This is a genomic window from Brevundimonas sp. (assembly GCF_013912065.1).
Classification (GTDB): domain Bacteria; phylum Pseudomonadota; class Alphaproteobacteria; order Caulobacterales; family Caulobacteraceae; genus Brevundimonas.
In genome coordinates this window covers 118,932-135,264 of record NZ_JACESA010000005.1, presented here as the reverse complement: position 1 = coordinate 135,264, position 16,333 = coordinate 118,932, and the positions used below count along the sequence as shown (strand labels likewise).

Here is a 16,333-nt window from a genome sequence, read left to right as displayed (position 1 = left end):
GCCGCCGGCTGCGTCGTGCACGGGTCATGATGGGAGACCCCATCCGAATCCGGCGCACACGATAGTGCGGCGCCGAGGCTGGATCCGGCTTCACCGCTTTATGCTCATGCCGAACCAGAGCTGACGGCCGTACATGTTGAGATCGCGGAGAATGACGGCGTCGGGGCCGGTCATGGTTCGTTTGTCCTGGCCGGTCAGGTTGCGGATTTCGCCCATCAAACGCAGGTTGGGGCGCAGACGATACCGGAACTGCAGATCGACTTGGTTGCTGGCCAGCAGGACCTCGTCGAGATCGGGCGTCGCGCCGACAACCGTACGCGCGTCCCCGACATAGGCGTGACTGAGGTAGGCCCCCACGGGGCCTTTCTCGTAGAACAGCATGAGATTGAACAGCCAGTCGGACTGCTGCGGCAGGTAGTCGAGGCGACGAGGCGCGCCATCTGCGCCGATCGCCAGGGCGTGTCCACGCATCCAGGTCAGGTTCGCCGCCAGTCCCATGTCAGGAAGATGGGGGAGGCTTCTTCGGGAGATGCTGAACTCAGCACCGTCGATGCTGGCGTTGCCGGAGTTTCGCGGACGCTGCACGGTGATGGGGGTCCCATCGATGACTTCCTGGCTGGCGTAGCGATAGATTTCCCCGCGCACAGTCTTGTGGAACAGGTTGACGGCCACAAGGCTGCGGCGATTGTCGAAATAGCGCTCGATCGACAGGTCGTAGCTACGGCCCCGCCGGGGGCGAAGGGCGGGGTTCCCGCCCACCAGGCCGCCATTGTCGGCTATCCGTTCCGTCGCCCCGAGGTCGCCGGGGCTGGGCCTTCCAAGGCCTTCGGAGAAGCTCAGGCGGAGGCGAAGGTCCGGACTGAAATCATAGAGAAGCGAAGCGGACGGAAGAAAATCCGTGAAGCTGGCGGCATAGCTGACCGGGGTCACGGTCGTGGATCCGGCGTCGTAGCGCACGGAGATCACGCCCGTCGACGTCATCTCCCAGCGCCCTCCCAGGATCAGAGCATGGCGTTCGCCGCGGTGTTCGGCCAGGGCGTAGGTGGCGGTGACGCGTTCGCTGACCCTATAGTCCGTGCTGGCGACGCTGGCGGCGCTTGCCGCCTCGTCCACCACGAAGCTGTCGGCGTGAGTCTCGAAGAAGCGTAGGAATGCGTCATAATCGATGACCGGCAGTTCGAAGTCCGCATACAGCGGCTTGTATTGGTCAGGGGTGAGGTAGTCCGTGAGACCGAGACGACCCGGCGCGTAACGGACGTAGACAGTCTGCGAGCGATCGAACTCGCGTGTCATATCGCGGTGCTTGGCGCCGATCTGCAGGCCCCAGCCGCTGGCGCCGGCGCCTCGGTTGACGGCATAGTCCGCCTGAAACTCGTCGACGCTTTCGCGCGAGTCATCAACATAGGGTGAATATCGGCTGAAAGCGTATTGGGCAGGGTCGAACAGGCTGGCGTCCGCGCCTGACGTCACTGTGACGCCGTTTCGAAGCGCGATATCAAAACGGGCCGTGGCGGAGGAGGAGAAGGTGAGTTCCGGCGAAGGCTCGTAGAAGCGCGCGCGGGACCGTGAAGCCCGCAGTGAAAGTTGGCCACCGCCGTCCGGCCGCCAGTCCAGGCTGGTCTGCAGGGTCGTGATCGGTTTTTCGATCTGAAAACTATTGAATTGGACCAGGCCAGGCGAGCCGTTGACGAGGTTGTGGCCCAGTCGAAGTTCGTTGTCGTCTTGTTGGAAACGCGACGCCAAGAACCCCAACTTCACGTCGTCGGTCAGGCGCGCTTCGATCTTCGCCAGCGCGCCATATCGGTTGATGGTGTTTGGGTAGACCCGTGAGTTTATGAAGGCGCCCCGAGGAGCCGGCGTGAAGTCCGACGACGTCACCGCGTGGCCGCCTGCGCTGAACCGCTCCTGGTCCCGGCTGCGACGGCTATAGTTGGCGCTGAGCAGCAGGCCCACCTGGTCTTCGGTCCCAAAGGTCGTTGAGACGAAACCGTCGAAACGAAAATTTTCGCCGTCGTCGAAAGGACGGCCATATCCGCGACCCGGACCATTGGTTGAATCCGAAAGACCGCCGACAAAACTGCCGACCGCCGTCAATCCCGGTTCTCGAAGCGGCGAACGAATACGCAGATTAATGGCCCCGCCTATGGCGTTGCCGTCGATATCGGGCGTTCGGGTCTTGATCACCTCGAGCGCGGTCGCCGCGGAGGAGGGGAGGGCCTCCATATTGAGTTGGCGGTTGTTCCTTTCCGCCGTCGCCATGCCCGCTCCATCGAGCGAGCCGATCGTATAGTTGGGATTTAGGCCGCGAATGGAGACGTAGCGGCCTTCATCCTCGTCGAAGACGGTCTGCACCCCGGGCAGACGGCGCAGGCTGTCGGCGACATTGTAGTCCGGCTGCTGGCCAATGCTGTCGCTGGTGCGCGCTTCGATCAGTTGGATCGCCCGGCGCTTGGCCTCGACAGCGTCCGTTTGCTGGTCACGATAGCCCGTCACGACCACCTCGTCGATCCGAGCTGTCGGCATGAGCGCCGCCGGTGGGGACGGAGGAGGCGCGCTTCGCACGGGCGGAGGCGAGGCTCGAGCGACCACCATGGCACGGTCATTGACACGGCGCGCGGCAAGACCAGATCCCGAAAGAAGGCGTTCGAGGGCTGTTTCCGGCGTCATGCGACCGCGGACGCCTGGGGACCGGCGGCCGGCGACATCTGCTTCCGACACCATGACCTGCACCCCCGACTGGCGTGCGAACTCGGCCAGGGCGCCGCGAAGCGGCTGGGTCGGAATATTGAAGGCCGAGGCGACGGGCGCATCGGCCAGCGCCACGGACGCGCAGACCGCGACGACCAGGTTGGCCATCGCAAGCATTTGTAAAGCGTCCGCCACACGCCTCACCGCAAACTCCCTTGTGCGACAGCGTCGCCGTTCGGCTTGATGTATTTCAGCGACCGTTTCGCGACATGCGCGAAGTTCAATCTATGCGCGTCAGATTTGTTGATTGGTGGATGCGGACATCGAACAAATTTCCCACCGTCTCGACGAACGCCTGGGGATCCGTGTTGCGGAACGCGCCGACCACGCGGATAGCGGCGGGCGCGCCAGAGACCTCAATCTGGTGCGTATTGTAATGATTGAACTCTCGCGCCGCCTCGGCGAGCGTCTCTCCGTCCAGTATGAGAAGCCCCTCTCGCCATCCCACGCGCCGCGTAAGAACAGCCGCCGGAAGGCGCACCGCGCGCAGTGCTCCGGAATGGGGAAGACTGGCCTCCATCCCCGCGTCCAGCAGACGACTACTGGTTTCTCCCGCATCGCTGCTCCAGACGTGCGCCGCGCCCTGCAGCAGTGTCAGCCGCGCCTGGTCGTCGCGTAGCCGCAACACGATTTCCGCCGCCGCCGGCACGCTGGCGCGGAGTCCTCCAATGGTGAGCAGGAAGGGGCCGCTGGTATTGGCCACGACCGACATCCAGGCTTCGCCGCCCCTAAGTTCCACCTGACGAGGGTCTCGCATCGTCGCGCGTACTGCGGAAGCACTGTCCAACTCCGCTGTCGTGCCGTCGGACAGGGTGATGCGACGGGTCTCGCCAAGGCCTGTCGCCATGGTCATGGAGCCCCGCCCGTTCCAGACCATCAGGCCGCCGACGACCGAGGCGGCCAGGGCGGCGCCGCCGCCTACGAACAGGGCGCGGCGATCGACCTGCACCGGACGTCGGATGGCGGACGTTTCGGGCGACAGGCGTTCAGCCGCGCGCGAGATGGCGCGCGCGCGGGCATAGGCGCCTTGGTGGCGCCGATCGGCGGCCAGCCAAGCCTCCAACCTGAGCTCTTCAGTCGAGCTTAAAGGGGCTGCGTCGACCTTGACCGCCCATTCGGCGGCCTCCGCGTCGATCACGCCGAGGGAGTGGGATTGCGCCATTTATCCTTCGCGTTCGCGGCGACGGGGTTCGGTCCGCCATCGCCAGCATGATGAGCCTAAGCCCACGAGTCGTTTCTTTTTCAACCGTCTTTTCCGACAGGTTCAACCGCCGGGAGACATCCTTCTGTGTCAGTCCCCATAGTTTTCGCAACTCGAAAACTTCCCGGCAGCGGTGGGGCAGGGCCGTCATCGCCTCCCGCACCTCGGCCAGGAGGCGTCGGTCGTGGGCGATGAACTCGGGCGAGTTAATCGCTTCAGGGGCGGCGACGCTGTGGACGATGCTGGAGATGTCTATCCGCACGACCGTGCTCTGATGAAGGTAGTCCTGGATCGCGTCCTGAACGGTCTGCAGAAGGAGGCCGCGTCCGTCACGAGGCCGCGCGGCCGAGCCGATTTCAAGCAGCCGACAATAGACCTCCTGAACGATGTCGTCTTCCTCGGCAGGGTTGAGCGCCGCGGCGCGTATAAATGTTCTCGCCTCTGCCTCATGCGGAAGGATTTCGAGGGATAGCCATTCTACGACATCCATCGAGACCTCTTCGTCCGGCGCCGTCTTGGCGTCATGGCGCATTCACGGATCCATGGGGTCCGTCGCCTCGCGGTGAAGCGAGGCGAGAACCGGCGTAAATTCGAAGGTGTCGAAATCCAGTCGATCGTGCAGAACATAGGGTACATAGCCGAAGTCGCGTCGGCAACGCGCGGAGAACACCTCGCTGCCGATGTATGACACCTGGCCTGTGACCAGCGACTTCATCTCGGCCGGCGCGCCGATGCGGAAAATCAGGCGTGCGGCGTTGCGCATATTGGTCGTGGTATGCCGCGCCACCGGATCAATCAGTATGGCCTCTGCCGGAACGCCGTAATGGGCGACGAGAAAGCGCTTCATCTCCAGGGACTCGTTGAAGCCCGTTCCGATGGGGCGAAGCGTTCCACCTGAAACGATTATCACCGGAGCCTTGCCTGCCCGGTACAGATCCACTCCACGTCGCAGGCGCAATTTCGCCGCCGGGTTCAGCGGCTCATAGGCGATCTCGGGTGAATATCCGGGCACGAGAATGGCGGCGTAGGGGAAATCGCTCCAGCGGATCGCGGACAACCTGGACAAGGTGGCGGCGTTCTCGCGCTCCTGTAGGGCGGTCTGACGCACCGCGTCGTCCCGACGATTGGCGTCCATCAGCTCCAGCGCGAAGGCCCTGGCGAGATCATAAGCCGGCTGATCCTCATTCGCCCGGCGAGCGACCTCGCGGATCAGTTGGCCGAGAAAGCCCTGATAGTATCGGCCTTCGACCGGATAGATGACCGAGTCGATGTCAGCGTATCGGGGTTGTTCGCCCAAAGCATAGACGCGGATTATCCGGTCCAGGTTGTTCTGGGCTTCGCTCCAGGCCAGGATCGTCAGCGCCCGATCGCCGAGCGATGCGTCGCGCTGGAAACGGCCGGACGGCCGCATGTGCTCGGCGACGAGGCGACGCACGGCGGGAGAACGGTCGTAAATCCGTCCGATCGCCTCGGCCGCCCGCGCGCGTTCCGCATCGGTCCAGCGTAGCGCCTCGGGCGTGCAGGCGTTCGAACCTTCCGCCGCGCGGTTCTGTCCGGCAGCCTCGATTGCCGCCTCGCAAGCCCGGGCGGCTCCCACGGCCCGTCTGGCGGCGTCCTGGCGTATGGCCCGCAGGTCCGGATCGACCAGCAGCGCGGCCCGCGCCTCGGGCGTCCCTTCCAGCAAGGTGAGCAGGTAGAAGTTCAGATCCTGCAGCGGAGAGTTGCTCGAAAGGGGGCGGTAGGAGAGGTCCGGCCCAGGCTGGATCGACGCAGCCGCAGTCGCAGAGGGGGGAGTTTGGGACGATGTCAGAGCCTGCGAAGCAGACCCGCAAACGAGTAGCGCCGCTGCGAGAGAGAGGGCGAAGGCTCCCTTACGGGCACAGTATTTGTGCGGGTGCATGGTTCCGCTCCTGACGCTGAACGCTGCCACATTGCCGTGGTAATCATCAGAAAAGACTAGATATTCTAATGGTGTCAATGCCGCTGGCTGGTAAATTTAAGTATGAACAAATCCAGACAAAATCGTGTTGTTTCAATAAAATTGACAGAGACGTTTTTATTCATGGTTGATGTTTGAGTCAGACGTAAAAGCTTCATGAGCGATAACTAATGGGCAGGCCACCGTAACTATGGGGATCGGTCATGTCTTTTAGTGCAACATCGAAAACGGCGAACTATCTGCTCGCCACTGTCAGCGCCGCGGTTCTAGGCGCCGTGGCTTCGCCGGTCCTGGCGCAGGAGGTGGGGACCCAGGCCGGCGGGATCGACGAAATCGTCGTGCTCGGCTACCGCGCTCAGAACCAACGCTCCGTGGCGACCAAGCGCGAAGATCCGCGCATCGCCGAATTTCTCACCAGCGACGACATCGGCCAACAGCCTGACTACAATATCGCCGACAGCTTCCGCCGCGTGCCAGGCGTTCAGACCGTTTTCGATGAGGACGAGGGCCGCTACGTCTCGGTGCGGGGTCTGAACCCGAGCTATACGCTGGGCAGTTTCGACGGCGCGACCATGGCTACGGCCGAGCGCGGCGGTCGCCAGCTCAACATGGAGGCCATTCCGTCCACGGCGGTCGGCGGACTGGATGTTATCAAGTCGCGGACGCCGGACGTTGACGGCAATGCGATCGGCGGGACGGTGAACTTGCGTACGCGTTCGGCCTTCGACCAGCGCGGCCTCTACGCCGTCGCCAACGCCTTCGTCGGAGGCTCCAACTCTACGGCCGTTCCGGGTGAAGGCTATAATCGCGATGGCGACGACGGTCTGAACTACCGCTTCGACGGCGCGATCTCGACGACCTTTGGCGATCAGGATCAGTTCGGCGTCCTGTTGAGCGCCAACTACAGCGTCAAACGCCGGGACCAGGAACGTTTCAGCCCCAACCACACGATGACCAATGAGACGCCGGCCCCCGCCGCACCGGGCGCCGCTTTCCTCTACCAGGGCTATCCGAACACCGTGGATCGCTATGGCGCCACCCTGAAGCTGGAGTTCAAGCCCAGTGACTCCTTCTACAGCTTCCTGACAGCTTCCCACTATCAGCAGGACGACAACGAACTGCGCCTGTCGCATCAGCTGCAAAACACGGCCGGCAGCAGCTTCGTGCGGTTTAATGACTTCCCGCTCGAAAAGCCGCTGACCATCGTCAATACCGGCTTCGACTGGAGCCCCGCCGAACTGCACCGGATCACGGGACGAGCGTCGTATTCGGAAGCGACCTTCCTGGAAAATTCCAATCAGGTTCAGTTCAACCTGACGGGCGCCGCTCCCACCTTCAACGTCGCGGTTCGCGACGGCACGCCCTACGCGACGGACATCTCCGCACGCTTCACGGACCCGACCCAATACCGGTTCCAGAGCTATTCGCCCTATACCGACGATTCCGAGGACATGGTTTCGGAGGTCCAGCTGGACTATGCCTACAACCGTGAGGCTTACAGCCTGGGGTGGGGCTTCCAGGCCGGTGTCAAGCTGCGCCAGACGGAGCGTGACAACGAACGCACCCAGACGGTCTATAGCGCCTACACCGGCGCAACGCCCCTGACGCTGGACGCCTTCGACACAGGCGCGAGCTACACGCCCCTCTATGCGTCGTTCAATCAGCTCATCATCGACTTCGACGCCTTCAACGACTTCTTCCAAGCCAACCGCGCCAGCTTCACCGTCAATCAGGCCAGCACCAATATCAATACGATAGGCTCCGACTGGGTGGTGACGGAGGACGTGCTTGCGCTCTATGCCCTGGCCGAGCATCGCGGTGAGCGGCATCGCTTCATCTTCGGCGGCCGCTGGGAGCAGACGGAAACGGACATCGACCGGATGCGGCGTCAAGGCACGGGAGCCAGTCTTGCCGACTTCACCCCCGTTTCCGCGTCGGCCGAATACGACAACTTCCTGCCGTCGGCGACCCTGTCTTACGACCTCACCGACGCGATCAAGCTTCGTCTCGCTTATTCGGAGGGTGTCGGCCGCCCGAACCCCAGCCAACTGGGGAGCGCGGAAGTCCTCAACAACGACGGCAGCATCTCGCGCGGCAACGCGGACCTGCAGGCCCGGGACGGCAAGTCCTACGATGCGTCGCTGGAGTATTATCTGCCGGGCAACAACGGGCTGATGTCGATTGGCGTCTTCCACAAGAAGATCGATAACGAGATCTACACGCTGCTGACTCGGGAAGTCATCGACGGGACCGAGGTGGATGTCTCCCAGCCCCAGAACGCCGCCGAAGCCGAGGTCAGCGGGCTTGAGCTCAACTTTATCCGCAACAATCTGGACTTCCTTCCGGGCATCCTCAGCGATTTCGGCGTCTCCGCCAACGCCACCTGGCTGAACGCCGAGACTTCGGTCCTCGGCTCCAACGGCGTGAGCCGTGACATCGACTTCCTGCCCGGCCAGTCCGACTTCCTCGGCAATGCCGCGATCTTCTACGAACGTGACGGTTTCCGCGGCCGGATCAGCTACGCCTATGTCGATGACGCCTATACGTCGGTCGGTGTAACCCCGGCGACCGATCGAGTGCTGAAAGCGTCGCATCAGGTCGATCTGCAGGCGCGCTATGCCATCAATGACCGCGTCGAGATCATCGGCGAGGTGCGCAACCTGATCGATGACGAGAAGGTCACCTACCGCAACGTCGAGTCGGGCGGTCGCAACTATGAGCTGGCTACCGACGTCAGCTTCTATGGGCGTCAGCTCTGGGCCGGCGTCGCAATGCGCTTCTGATCCCCTGGCCGGGGCGCCGATGGGCGCCCCGGCCGCTCTGACCATGATTTTTTGAATAGAGGCGTCCATGCGTTTCGCATCAGCGCGATCAGCCCTTCTGGCGCTTTCCCTGTGCATGCTGGCTACGCCGTTCGCGGCTTTGGCCGAGACCAGGGATCCGGCCGTCCAGTCCCCAGACCGGATTTCAACCCTGCGCGCGCAGGTGCGTGATCCCGACGGACCCGTTCTGGTCATCGCCCACCGCGGCTGCTGGACCGAGACCTCCGAGAATTCCCTGGACGCCATCGCCGCGTGCAGGCGACTGGGCGTCGCCATGGTCGAACTCGACGTGCGCCGCACGCGCGACGGCTATCTCGTCCTGATGCACGATCCTACGGTGGATCGCACCACCGATGGCCAAGGCGCCGTGGCGGACCTGACGCTGGCTCAGGTTCAGGCCCTCAGACTGCGTGCCGGAGCCGGCGGGACGAATGCTGCTCTGACCCTTCGCCGCCCGCCAACGCTGGAAGAGGCGATGGAGGCCGCGCGAGGCGGTGTTCTGGTCAATATCGACGCCAAGGCCGATGTGTTCGAGGACGTGCAGATCCTCCTCGATCGTATGGACCTCGCGGACCATGTGCTGATGAAGACCGGGAACGCACCGTCAGGAAGCGACGCCTTTCCCGAGCTGTTCCGCAAGGCCCTTTTCATGCCCATCATCGATGAATCTCAGGGAGAGTTGATGCGGGCGGCCGCCGTCTTCGAGCCCCTGTCCCCCGTGGCCGTCGAGGTGCTCTTTCGAGATGAAGCCTATTTTGCGCACAGCGCTCGCGCTCTCCACGCGGTCGGCCGACGGGCCTGGGTCAACACTCTCAGCCCGAATCACTCGGCGGGTCACCTGGATGTCGACGCCGTCGCGGCGCCCGAGGCGCATTGGGGGCGACTGATCGACCTCGGCGCCAGCATGATCCAGACCGATGCGCCGCAAGCTCTCTCCACCTATCTCGCTCGACGCGATGCCGTCAGATCGGATGTCCAACCATGAAGCGCCTTCTCCTCTGCACCGCAGCCATGATCGGCATGGCGGCTCAGTCCGCCGCCGCTCAAACGCCGGCCCCGACCGAGCTCGGAGCACGGACGCCCGTAGCGCAGGAAGCCGCTCCGCTTGAGCCGCCTGTGCTGCGTAATTTTCCTAAGCGCGAAGAGAGGCCGATCCCTGCGCCCCCCCCAGCGCCGGTCTATCAGGCCATCGAACTGCGGCGTTACCCGGCCGCCGAGGCCGGCCAGGGGGCGGCCGCGAGCGGCGATGATTTCTATGCCGTCGTCAACACGCGCATAGGCCGCTACGCCAAGGCCGACGGCCGCAAACTGGCGGAATGGCAGGGAGACCGGACGCAGTTCGTCCACTTGAACGCCTGTCTGGTGTTGGAAGACGATCTGGTCTGCGCCCATTCCAACTTTCCGCATGTTCCCATGACAAGCTCGGTGGAATTCTTCGATCCCCGCACGCTAGAACATCGCCGCTCGGTCGCACTGGGCGAACAGATCGGGTCGCTTACCTGGGTCGATCGTCGGGACGGCGCCTGGTGGGCCGCCTTCGCCAACTATGACGGCCGCGGCGGCGAGCCGGGACGGGATCATTCGTACAGTCAACTGGTGCGCTTCGACGATCAGTGGCGGCGCACCCAGAGTTGGACTTTTCCGGCTTCGGTGTTGGAGCGCCTGGCGCCGACATCCACGTCAGGCGGCGGTTTCGGCGATGACGGTCTTATCTATATGACCGGCCACGACGCCCCGGAGCTTTATGTTCTTCGCCTGCCGGACGCAGGATCGATGCTCGTCCACGTCGCGACCTTCAGGGTTCCCATCCCCGGGCAGGGTTGGGCGTGGGACCGAACAGAACCCCGCGTGCTCTACGGCATCAACAACGAGACACGTGAAGTCATAGCAACCTACGTCCCGAACCTGCCGGCCGAGGTGTTGAAGGCAGACTGAGGCTGCGGCCCTAGTTGGCTCGGTGCCGGCCTATTGCAAGGCCGGCACGGAGGTTCTCTTTCGCTCTCGCAGGAAAAGCACCGCCGCGGCGGCCACTAGGGCCGCGCCGGCCAGGCTGGCGCCATAGGCGGCGGTGACGAAGAAGGGCAGCCAGGGCAGGTCGATGGCGGCGAAGTTGCGGACCAGCAGCAGGACCACGCTACCCATATAGCCCGAGGCGTCGGCGACATAGATCAGGAAACCCGCCGTCGCCACCGTGCCCGTATAGGCGATCATCCGGTCGAACAGCATGGCGTTGAACGGCGTATAGGCCAGGTAAAGCCCCGCGCCGCTGGCGATCATCCAGGCGATCGGCGACAGCAGATGGTTCTGGAAGGCCAGGGTCGAAAGCCCCAGGACGGCGAAGCCCGCCAGTATGACCCCGTGCATCAGCAACAGGGCCCGGCCGTTGTTCTTGACCAAGATCAGCACGCCCATCGACACCAGCGACAGGGCCGCCACCGGCCCTTCGCTGGCGGTGAAGACGGCGGCGGCGTCGCCATAGCCCAGGGCGCGCCAGATTTCGGCGGCGAAATTATCGCGCAGGTCGCGGAAGGCGGTCAGCAGCACATAGGCGGCGACCAGCAGCAGCAGGGCCGGCCAGTGGGCGGACAGGAAGGCGGATCTTTCCTTGGCCATCATCGGTCGACGCGCCACCCGTTCGGCCTCATCGGCGGGACTGGGCGGGGGCAGGGCGGCGAGGGCCAGCACCGAGATCGCCAGCAGGGGCATGAAGATGACCCCGGTCGCGGCGGGCATCCAGAAGGCACTGACCTGGGCTGAATCCATCAGCGCCTTGCCGACCGATTTCACCACGCCGGAAGACAGGATGAAGCTGGCGCACAGGATCGCGCCCAGCACCTCGCTGGTGCGCCGTCCCTCCATGAAGCCGAAGACCAGGCCCCAGATCAGGCCCAGCGGCAGGCCGTTCAGGAACAGGGCGGCGACGTTCCAGGGCGCCGGGACGACGGCGAACAACACCAGGGCGATCCAGGAAAAACCGATCAGCACCACGATGGCCGCCGCGCGCCTTTCGGGCTGCATTTCGGCGATCAGCTTGACGCCCGCCAGTTTCGACAAGGCGTAGCCGGCGACCTGGGCGATGACCAGGGCCACCTTGTAATCGAGCGCGAAATCCCAGCCCGGCACGAGATCGAAGGTCGCCGCCGTGAAGGGCTTGCGGAAGGCGTACATCGAGAAATAGGCGCAGAAGCCGGCGAGACCGGCGAACAGGACGAAGGCCACGGGATTGGCCCGCGCCAGCCAGAGACGGAGGCGTTCGATCACTGTCTTGCTCCTGTTGCGTCATCGTGGTCTAGACCAGTGCTGCGACAGATGAATGACGGGACGGCGAGGCATGAAGGCGCGATATGACGTGGCGGTCGTTGGGGCGGGGATCGTCGGCCTGGCCGCCGCCCTGGCCGCCGCCCGGCGTGGCCTTTCGGTGGTGGTGATCGACCGCGACGCCCAGGCCAACGGCGCCTCGATCCGCAATTTCGGCTTTGTCACCATCACGGGCCAGCCCCGAGGGGCGATCTGGCGCCGCGCCCGTCGCAGCCGCGAGGTCTGGGAAGAGGTCGCCGCCGAAGCCGGGATCGCGGTCCTGCAACGTGGGTTGTGGCTGCCGGTGCGACGCCCGGAGGCCGAGGCTGTGCTTGACGCTTTCATGGCGACCGAGATGGCCGAGGGATGCCGACTTCTGTCCGCAGACGAGGCGTGGGCGCGGGCGCCGGAGGTCACCGGTCCCGAAACCGTCGCCGCCCTGTGGAGCCCGCACGAGCTGAGGGTCGATTCACGCAGCGCCATACCGCGTCTGGCGACCTGGCTGACCGACAAGTTCGGCGTCGTCTTTCACCGGCAGAGCGCCGTCCATACGATCGAGCCGCCGCGCGTCGTCACCGGGCGCGGCGTGGTGGAGGCGGAGGCGGTGGTGGTCTGTCCGGGCGACGACCTGAACGGCCTCTATCCCGAACATCTGGCCGACGCGGGTCTGACCCGTTGCAAGTTGCAGATGATGCGGCTGGCGTCGCCCGGGTTCGTTCTGGCCGCTCCGGTGATGTCGGACCTCGGCCTCGTCCGCTACGGCGGCTATGCCGACCTGCCCCAGGCGGCCGCCCTGCGGGCACGGTTGGAGGCTGAGCAGGGCGAGGCCCTGGCCAACGGGGTTCACCTGATCGCGGTGCAGGACGTCGACGGCGCCCTGGTGGTCGGCGACAGCCACCACGACGCCGCCACTCCGAATCCCTTCGCCAGCGCGGCCGTCGAACGTCTGATCCTGGACGAATGGCGCGCCGCCACCGGGCGGGACGCGCCCCCGGTCGTCGATCGTTGGGTCGGAACCTACGCCAAGGGGGCGGAGGGCAGTGTGATCGCCGCGCCCCACCCCCGCGTCCGTCTGGCGCTCGTCACCGCCGGCAATGGCGCCTCCACCGCCTTCGCCTTCGGCGAGGAAGTGATCGCCGATCTTTTCGAGGAGACTATCGAACCATGACCCGAATTAACGACTGTTTCGACATGGTGGTGTTCGACTGGGCCGGCACCATGATCGACTTCGGCAGCCGGGCTCCGGTCCTGGCCCTGGTCGAGGCCTTCGCGGCCCTCGGCGTTACGGTCGACGAGGCGGAGGCGCGCCGCGACATGGGCCGGGCCAAGGCCGACCATGTCCGCGCCCTGTTCGAACAGCCGGCGGTCGCCCTGGCCTGGCGTAAGGCCCAGGGCGCCGATCCCGATCAGGCCGCCGTCGACCGGGTCATGGCGGCCCTTCAGGCGCCGATGATCCGGCTGGCGCGGGAAACCGCCACCCTGATACCGGGGGCGGCCGAAGTGGTCGCGGAACTCCGGGCCGAGGGTCTGAAGATCGCCTCCTGCACCGGCTATACGCGCGAGATGATGCAGGCCGTCCTGCCCCGTGCTGCGGACCAGGATTATGCGCCCGACACGGTGATCTGCGCCCACGAGACGCCGCAGGGGCGGCCGTCGCCGCAGATGATCTACAAGGCCTGTCTGGATCTGGACGTCTGGCCGCTGTCGCGGGTGGTCAAGGTCGATGACGCCGAGGTCGGGATGGCGGAAGGCCGCAACGCCGGCTGTTTCACCGTAGGTGTCGCCGCGTCAGGCAATATGGTCGGCCTGACGGCCCAGGCCCTGAACGATCTGGACCCTGGCGAGCGCGCGGATCTGCTGGCGCAGGCCGCCGAGCGGCTGTATGCGGCCGGCGCCGACCTCGTCATCGACACGGTCGCCGATCTGATGCCGGGCCTGAAAGCCGAGGCCGCTCGACGGGGCTGATCGCCGGGCCAGTTCAGGTCGCGGCGTTTTGGCGGGCAAGTGCGGTCAGCAGGTCGCGATAGGCGGCGAGGGGGGCGATCTGGACCTTCTCCGCCTTGCCCAGTTCGTCATAGCGACGCAGGCGTACGGCCGGGTCGAAATGGGCGACGGTCTCGAACGCCGCCGCTTCGGCTTCGCCCATTGGGCCGCCCTGCAATTGCAGGCTTTGGAGAGAGGCGGCGCTGAGGCCCTCGACATAGCCTGGAGCACGGGTGGCCAGATAGCGTTTGGCCTCCACATGCAGCCGCACCGGTTCCGAGACGTCAGGGCCGAAGGCCTGGGCCAGCCAGGCGGCGCCGATCCGTTCGTGCAGGGTGTCGATACCGCGATCGGCGGCGTCCTCGCCGTGTTTCTGCAGCAGATGGCCAATGTCATGCAGCAGGGCGGCGGCCACCAGAGCATCCGGTTCGCCGGCTTCGCGGGCGTGATGGGCCGTCTGCAGCGCGTGATCCAGCTGGGTCACCGCCTCGCCGTAGTGGTCCCCGCCCATGCGATCGAACAGGTCGAAGATGGTGGCTACGAAATCTTCGGCGGATTGGGGGCGGGTCATGAGCGTCTCCATTAGCGACTATCTGGACTATACCAGATGTCGCTACTGGCCGTACAGGCATGTTCGACCGGACGGAGCCTCCGTCCGGCCGGTCTCGATCTCAACGCGGCGACAGACGGTTCGGGTCGATGAACTGGCGCGGAACGCCAGGGCCTTCGTAATAGGCGCCCAGCCAGGCGCCGCCGCCGCCGTTGAACCATTCGACGCGGATGGGGTGCTTGCCGGGTTGCAGTTCGACGCTCCCTGCCTTGGTGATCACGCCGTGGTCGCCGTCGTTGTCCACCACTGTCTTGCCGTCGACGTACAGCTTGCTGCCGTCGTCCGAAGCGAGGGAGAAGGTGTAGGCGCCGGCGGTGGTGATCTCCAGCTCGCCTTCGAACACCACGGCGACGGCGTCCTCGCGCGGCAAGGTCACGCCGTCGAGGGCCATCTCATAGGTCGTCCCCGTGGCCGCCGGCTCGATCCGGGCGAAGTCGGGCAGACGCACCGGCGATTCCGGCAGCAGATAGACGCTGTAGCGCACGCCCCGCGCCTGGCCATGGGTGTCGACGATACGGAACTGGCCGGTCGCCGGCGGGCTGGCCGCCACGCCGTCGATAAACAGGCTGGCGCGGACGATGGTGTTGCGCGTGATCGCGACCGGAGCGGTGAACAGCGGCGACTGGGCGGTCGGGACGCTGCTGTCGAGGGTGTAGCGAACCTCGCCCACATCGTTGGGGTTGCGGATGCTCATCTGCGCGGTCCGATCGATGAACAGACCTCCCGAGGGCGCATTGCCGTCGCCTTCCGGCAGGATCACGGGCGAGGCGTAGAAGCTGCTGGAGCGATAGGCCTGCACCGGCATCGCCTCGCCGCGTTCGATCGGGCGCACCGGCCGGCCGATCCAGGCGTAGGGGATGTCGGCGCCCAGCAGCCAGGCCGCCGTGGCGGCGGTGTCGAAGGTATTGATCGGCAAATCCAGCTCGACGCCAGGCTTGATGGCCTTGCCGGAGACGATCCAGGGGATTTCCAGCTCGGCCATGGTTTCGCCGCCGTGCCCCTTGCCGACGCCGCCGTGATCGGAGGTGATCAGGATGACGGTGTCATCGGCGATGCCGGCCTCGACGGTCGCCTGTCGGATCTGGCCGATCAGGGTGTCGGCCTTGGCCACCGCCTGATTGTACTGCGGCGTGCCCCATCCGTATTCGTGCCCGGCATGGTCGACGAGATCGAGATGCACGAACAGAAACTGGGGCTTCTTCGCCTTGATATAGGCCTCGGCCAGGGCGGCGGTCTCGTCTTCCGTCGGGCCGTGGATGTCGTAGTCGACAAAGCGGTGGTCGTAGAGGTTGCCGAAGCCCTCCCAGTGATAGATCGAGCCGATCTCCCACTCGGGATGCTGATCGGTCAGCACCTGGAAGATGGAAGGAAAATAGCCGCCCGAGCCCGTCACCGAGGTTGGGAAGTTGAACTCGCCCACCTGCCAGTCATTGCTGGTTACGCCGTGCTGTTCGGGGCCCGCGCCATCGATGATCGAAGCCCAGTTGGCGCCGCTGGTGGTCGGCATCACGCCGCGAGCGTGCAGGCTCCAGCTGCCGCGCGCCATCATGTCATGCATGATCGGCGTCTCGGCGTTCCTCACCCCGTCGGGGCTCATGCCGTCCACGCCGATGATGATCACATGGCCGGCCTTGCGGGCCGTTTCGGCGACGGCGCCGTTCGGGGCGGCGAGAACGGCGAGCGCTGCGGCCAGCAGGGTCATGCGCCGAATGGGGGTGTTCATGGAAGGCTCC

Annotated in this window: 12 protein-coding genes; 5 read left to right on the top strand and 7 right to left on the bottom strand. The window is 65.1% G+C overall.

The features are described 5' to 3' along the window. Positions 1 to 90: 90 nt before the first annotated feature. From H2037_RS06165 to H2037_RS06150, 4 genes are all read right to left on the bottom strand, one after another. On the bottom strand, positions 91 to 2,865 hold the full coding sequence (locus tag H2037_RS06165) for a TonB-dependent receptor (RefSeq protein WP_292119110.1): 2,775 nt from the start codon (positions 2,863 to 2,865) through the stop codon (positions 91 to 93). A gap of 103 nt (positions 2,866 to 2,968) precedes the next feature. Beyond that, the gene (locus H2037_RS06160; RefSeq protein ID WP_292119107.1) at positions 2,969 to 3,910 is read right to left on the bottom strand and encodes a FecR domain-containing protein; all 942 of its coding nucleotides are present in this window, start codon (positions 3,908 to 3,910) and stop codon (positions 2,969 to 2,971) included. After that, positions 3,822 to 4,481, bottom strand: a complete 660-nt coding sequence (locus tag H2037_RS06155) for a sigma-70 family RNA polymerase sigma factor (protein WP_292119104.1) — start codon at positions 4,479 to 4,481, stop codon at positions 3,822 to 3,824. Before H2037_RS06155 ends, H2037_RS06160 begins: the two co-directional genes overlap by 89 nt. After that, positions 4,482 to 5,633 (bottom strand): YdcF family protein, encoded by a 1,152-nt coding sequence (locus H2037_RS06150; protein ID WP_292119101.1) that lies wholly within the window; start codon positions 5,631 to 5,633, stop codon positions 4,482 to 4,484. It lies immediately after the preceding gene. A 458-nt stretch (positions 5,634 to 6,091) separates the two neighbouring features. On the opposite strand from H2037_RS06150, the gene H2037_RS06145 reads away from it, so the two are divergent. The 3 genes from H2037_RS06145 to H2037_RS06135 all read left to right on the top strand — a co-directional run bounded on the left by H2037_RS06145 (position 6,092) and on the right by H2037_RS06135 (position 10,645). Beyond that, a complete protein-coding gene (locus H2037_RS06145; protein WP_292119098.1) occupies positions 6,092 to 8,671 on the top strand; it encodes a TonB-dependent receptor in 2,580 nt (859 codons plus the stop codon). A gap of 67 nt (positions 8,672 to 8,738) precedes the next feature. Then, positions 8,739 to 9,695, top strand: a complete 957-nt coding sequence (locus tag H2037_RS06140; protein WP_292119095.1) for a glycerophosphodiester phosphodiesterase family protein — start codon at positions 8,739 to 8,741, stop codon at positions 9,693 to 9,695. After that, a complete protein-coding gene (locus tag H2037_RS06135) occupies positions 9,692 to 10,645 on the top strand; it encodes a hypothetical protein (protein ID WP_292119092.1) in 954 nt (317 codons plus the stop codon). Before H2037_RS06140 ends, H2037_RS06135 begins: the two co-directional genes overlap by 4 nt. A gap of 30 nt (positions 10,646 to 10,675) precedes the next feature. Here the strand turns inward: H2037_RS06135 and H2037_RS06130 are convergent, their stop codons facing one another. Beyond that, complete coding sequence (locus H2037_RS06130) at positions 10,676 to 11,971, bottom strand: DUF5690 family protein (protein ID WP_292119089.1); 1,296 nt, start codon at positions 11,969 to 11,971, stop codon at positions 10,676 to 10,678. 70 nt (positions 11,972 to 12,041) lie between these two features. On the opposite strand from H2037_RS06130, the gene H2037_RS06125 reads away from it, so the two are divergent. Together H2037_RS06125 and phnX are read left to right on the top strand one after the other, a co-directional pair. After that, on the top strand, positions 12,042 to 13,175 hold the full coding sequence (locus H2037_RS06125; RefSeq protein ID WP_292119087.1) for a TIGR03364 family FAD-dependent oxidoreductase: 1,134 nt from the start codon (positions 12,042 to 12,044) through the stop codon (positions 13,173 to 13,175). Then, positions 13,172 to 13,972 carry a phosphonoacetaldehyde hydrolase gene (gene phnX, locus H2037_RS06120; protein WP_292119086.1) on the top strand — a complete coding sequence of 267 codons (801 nt, stop codon included), beginning with the start codon at positions 13,172 to 13,174 and terminating at the stop codon, positions 13,970 to 13,972. The genes H2037_RS06125 and phnX overlap by 4 nt, the downstream gene beginning before the upstream one ends. A gap of 13 nt (positions 13,973 to 13,985) precedes the next feature. Here phnX and H2037_RS06115 read toward each other — a convergent pair whose 3' ends face one another. After that, positions 13,986 to 14,561: a phosphonate degradation HD-domain oxygenase gene (locus tag H2037_RS06115; RefSeq protein WP_292119083.1), complete on the bottom strand. Its 576-nt coding sequence runs from the start codon at positions 14,559 to 14,561 to the stop codon at positions 13,986 to 13,988. Between the two features lie 100 nt (positions 14,562 to 14,661). Beyond that, on the bottom strand, positions 14,662 to 16,323 hold the full coding sequence (locus tag H2037_RS06110; protein WP_292119081.1) for an alkaline phosphatase family protein: 1,662 nt from the start codon (positions 16,321 to 16,323) through the stop codon (positions 14,662 to 14,664). Between the last annotated feature and the right edge of the window lie 10 nt (positions 16,324 to 16,333).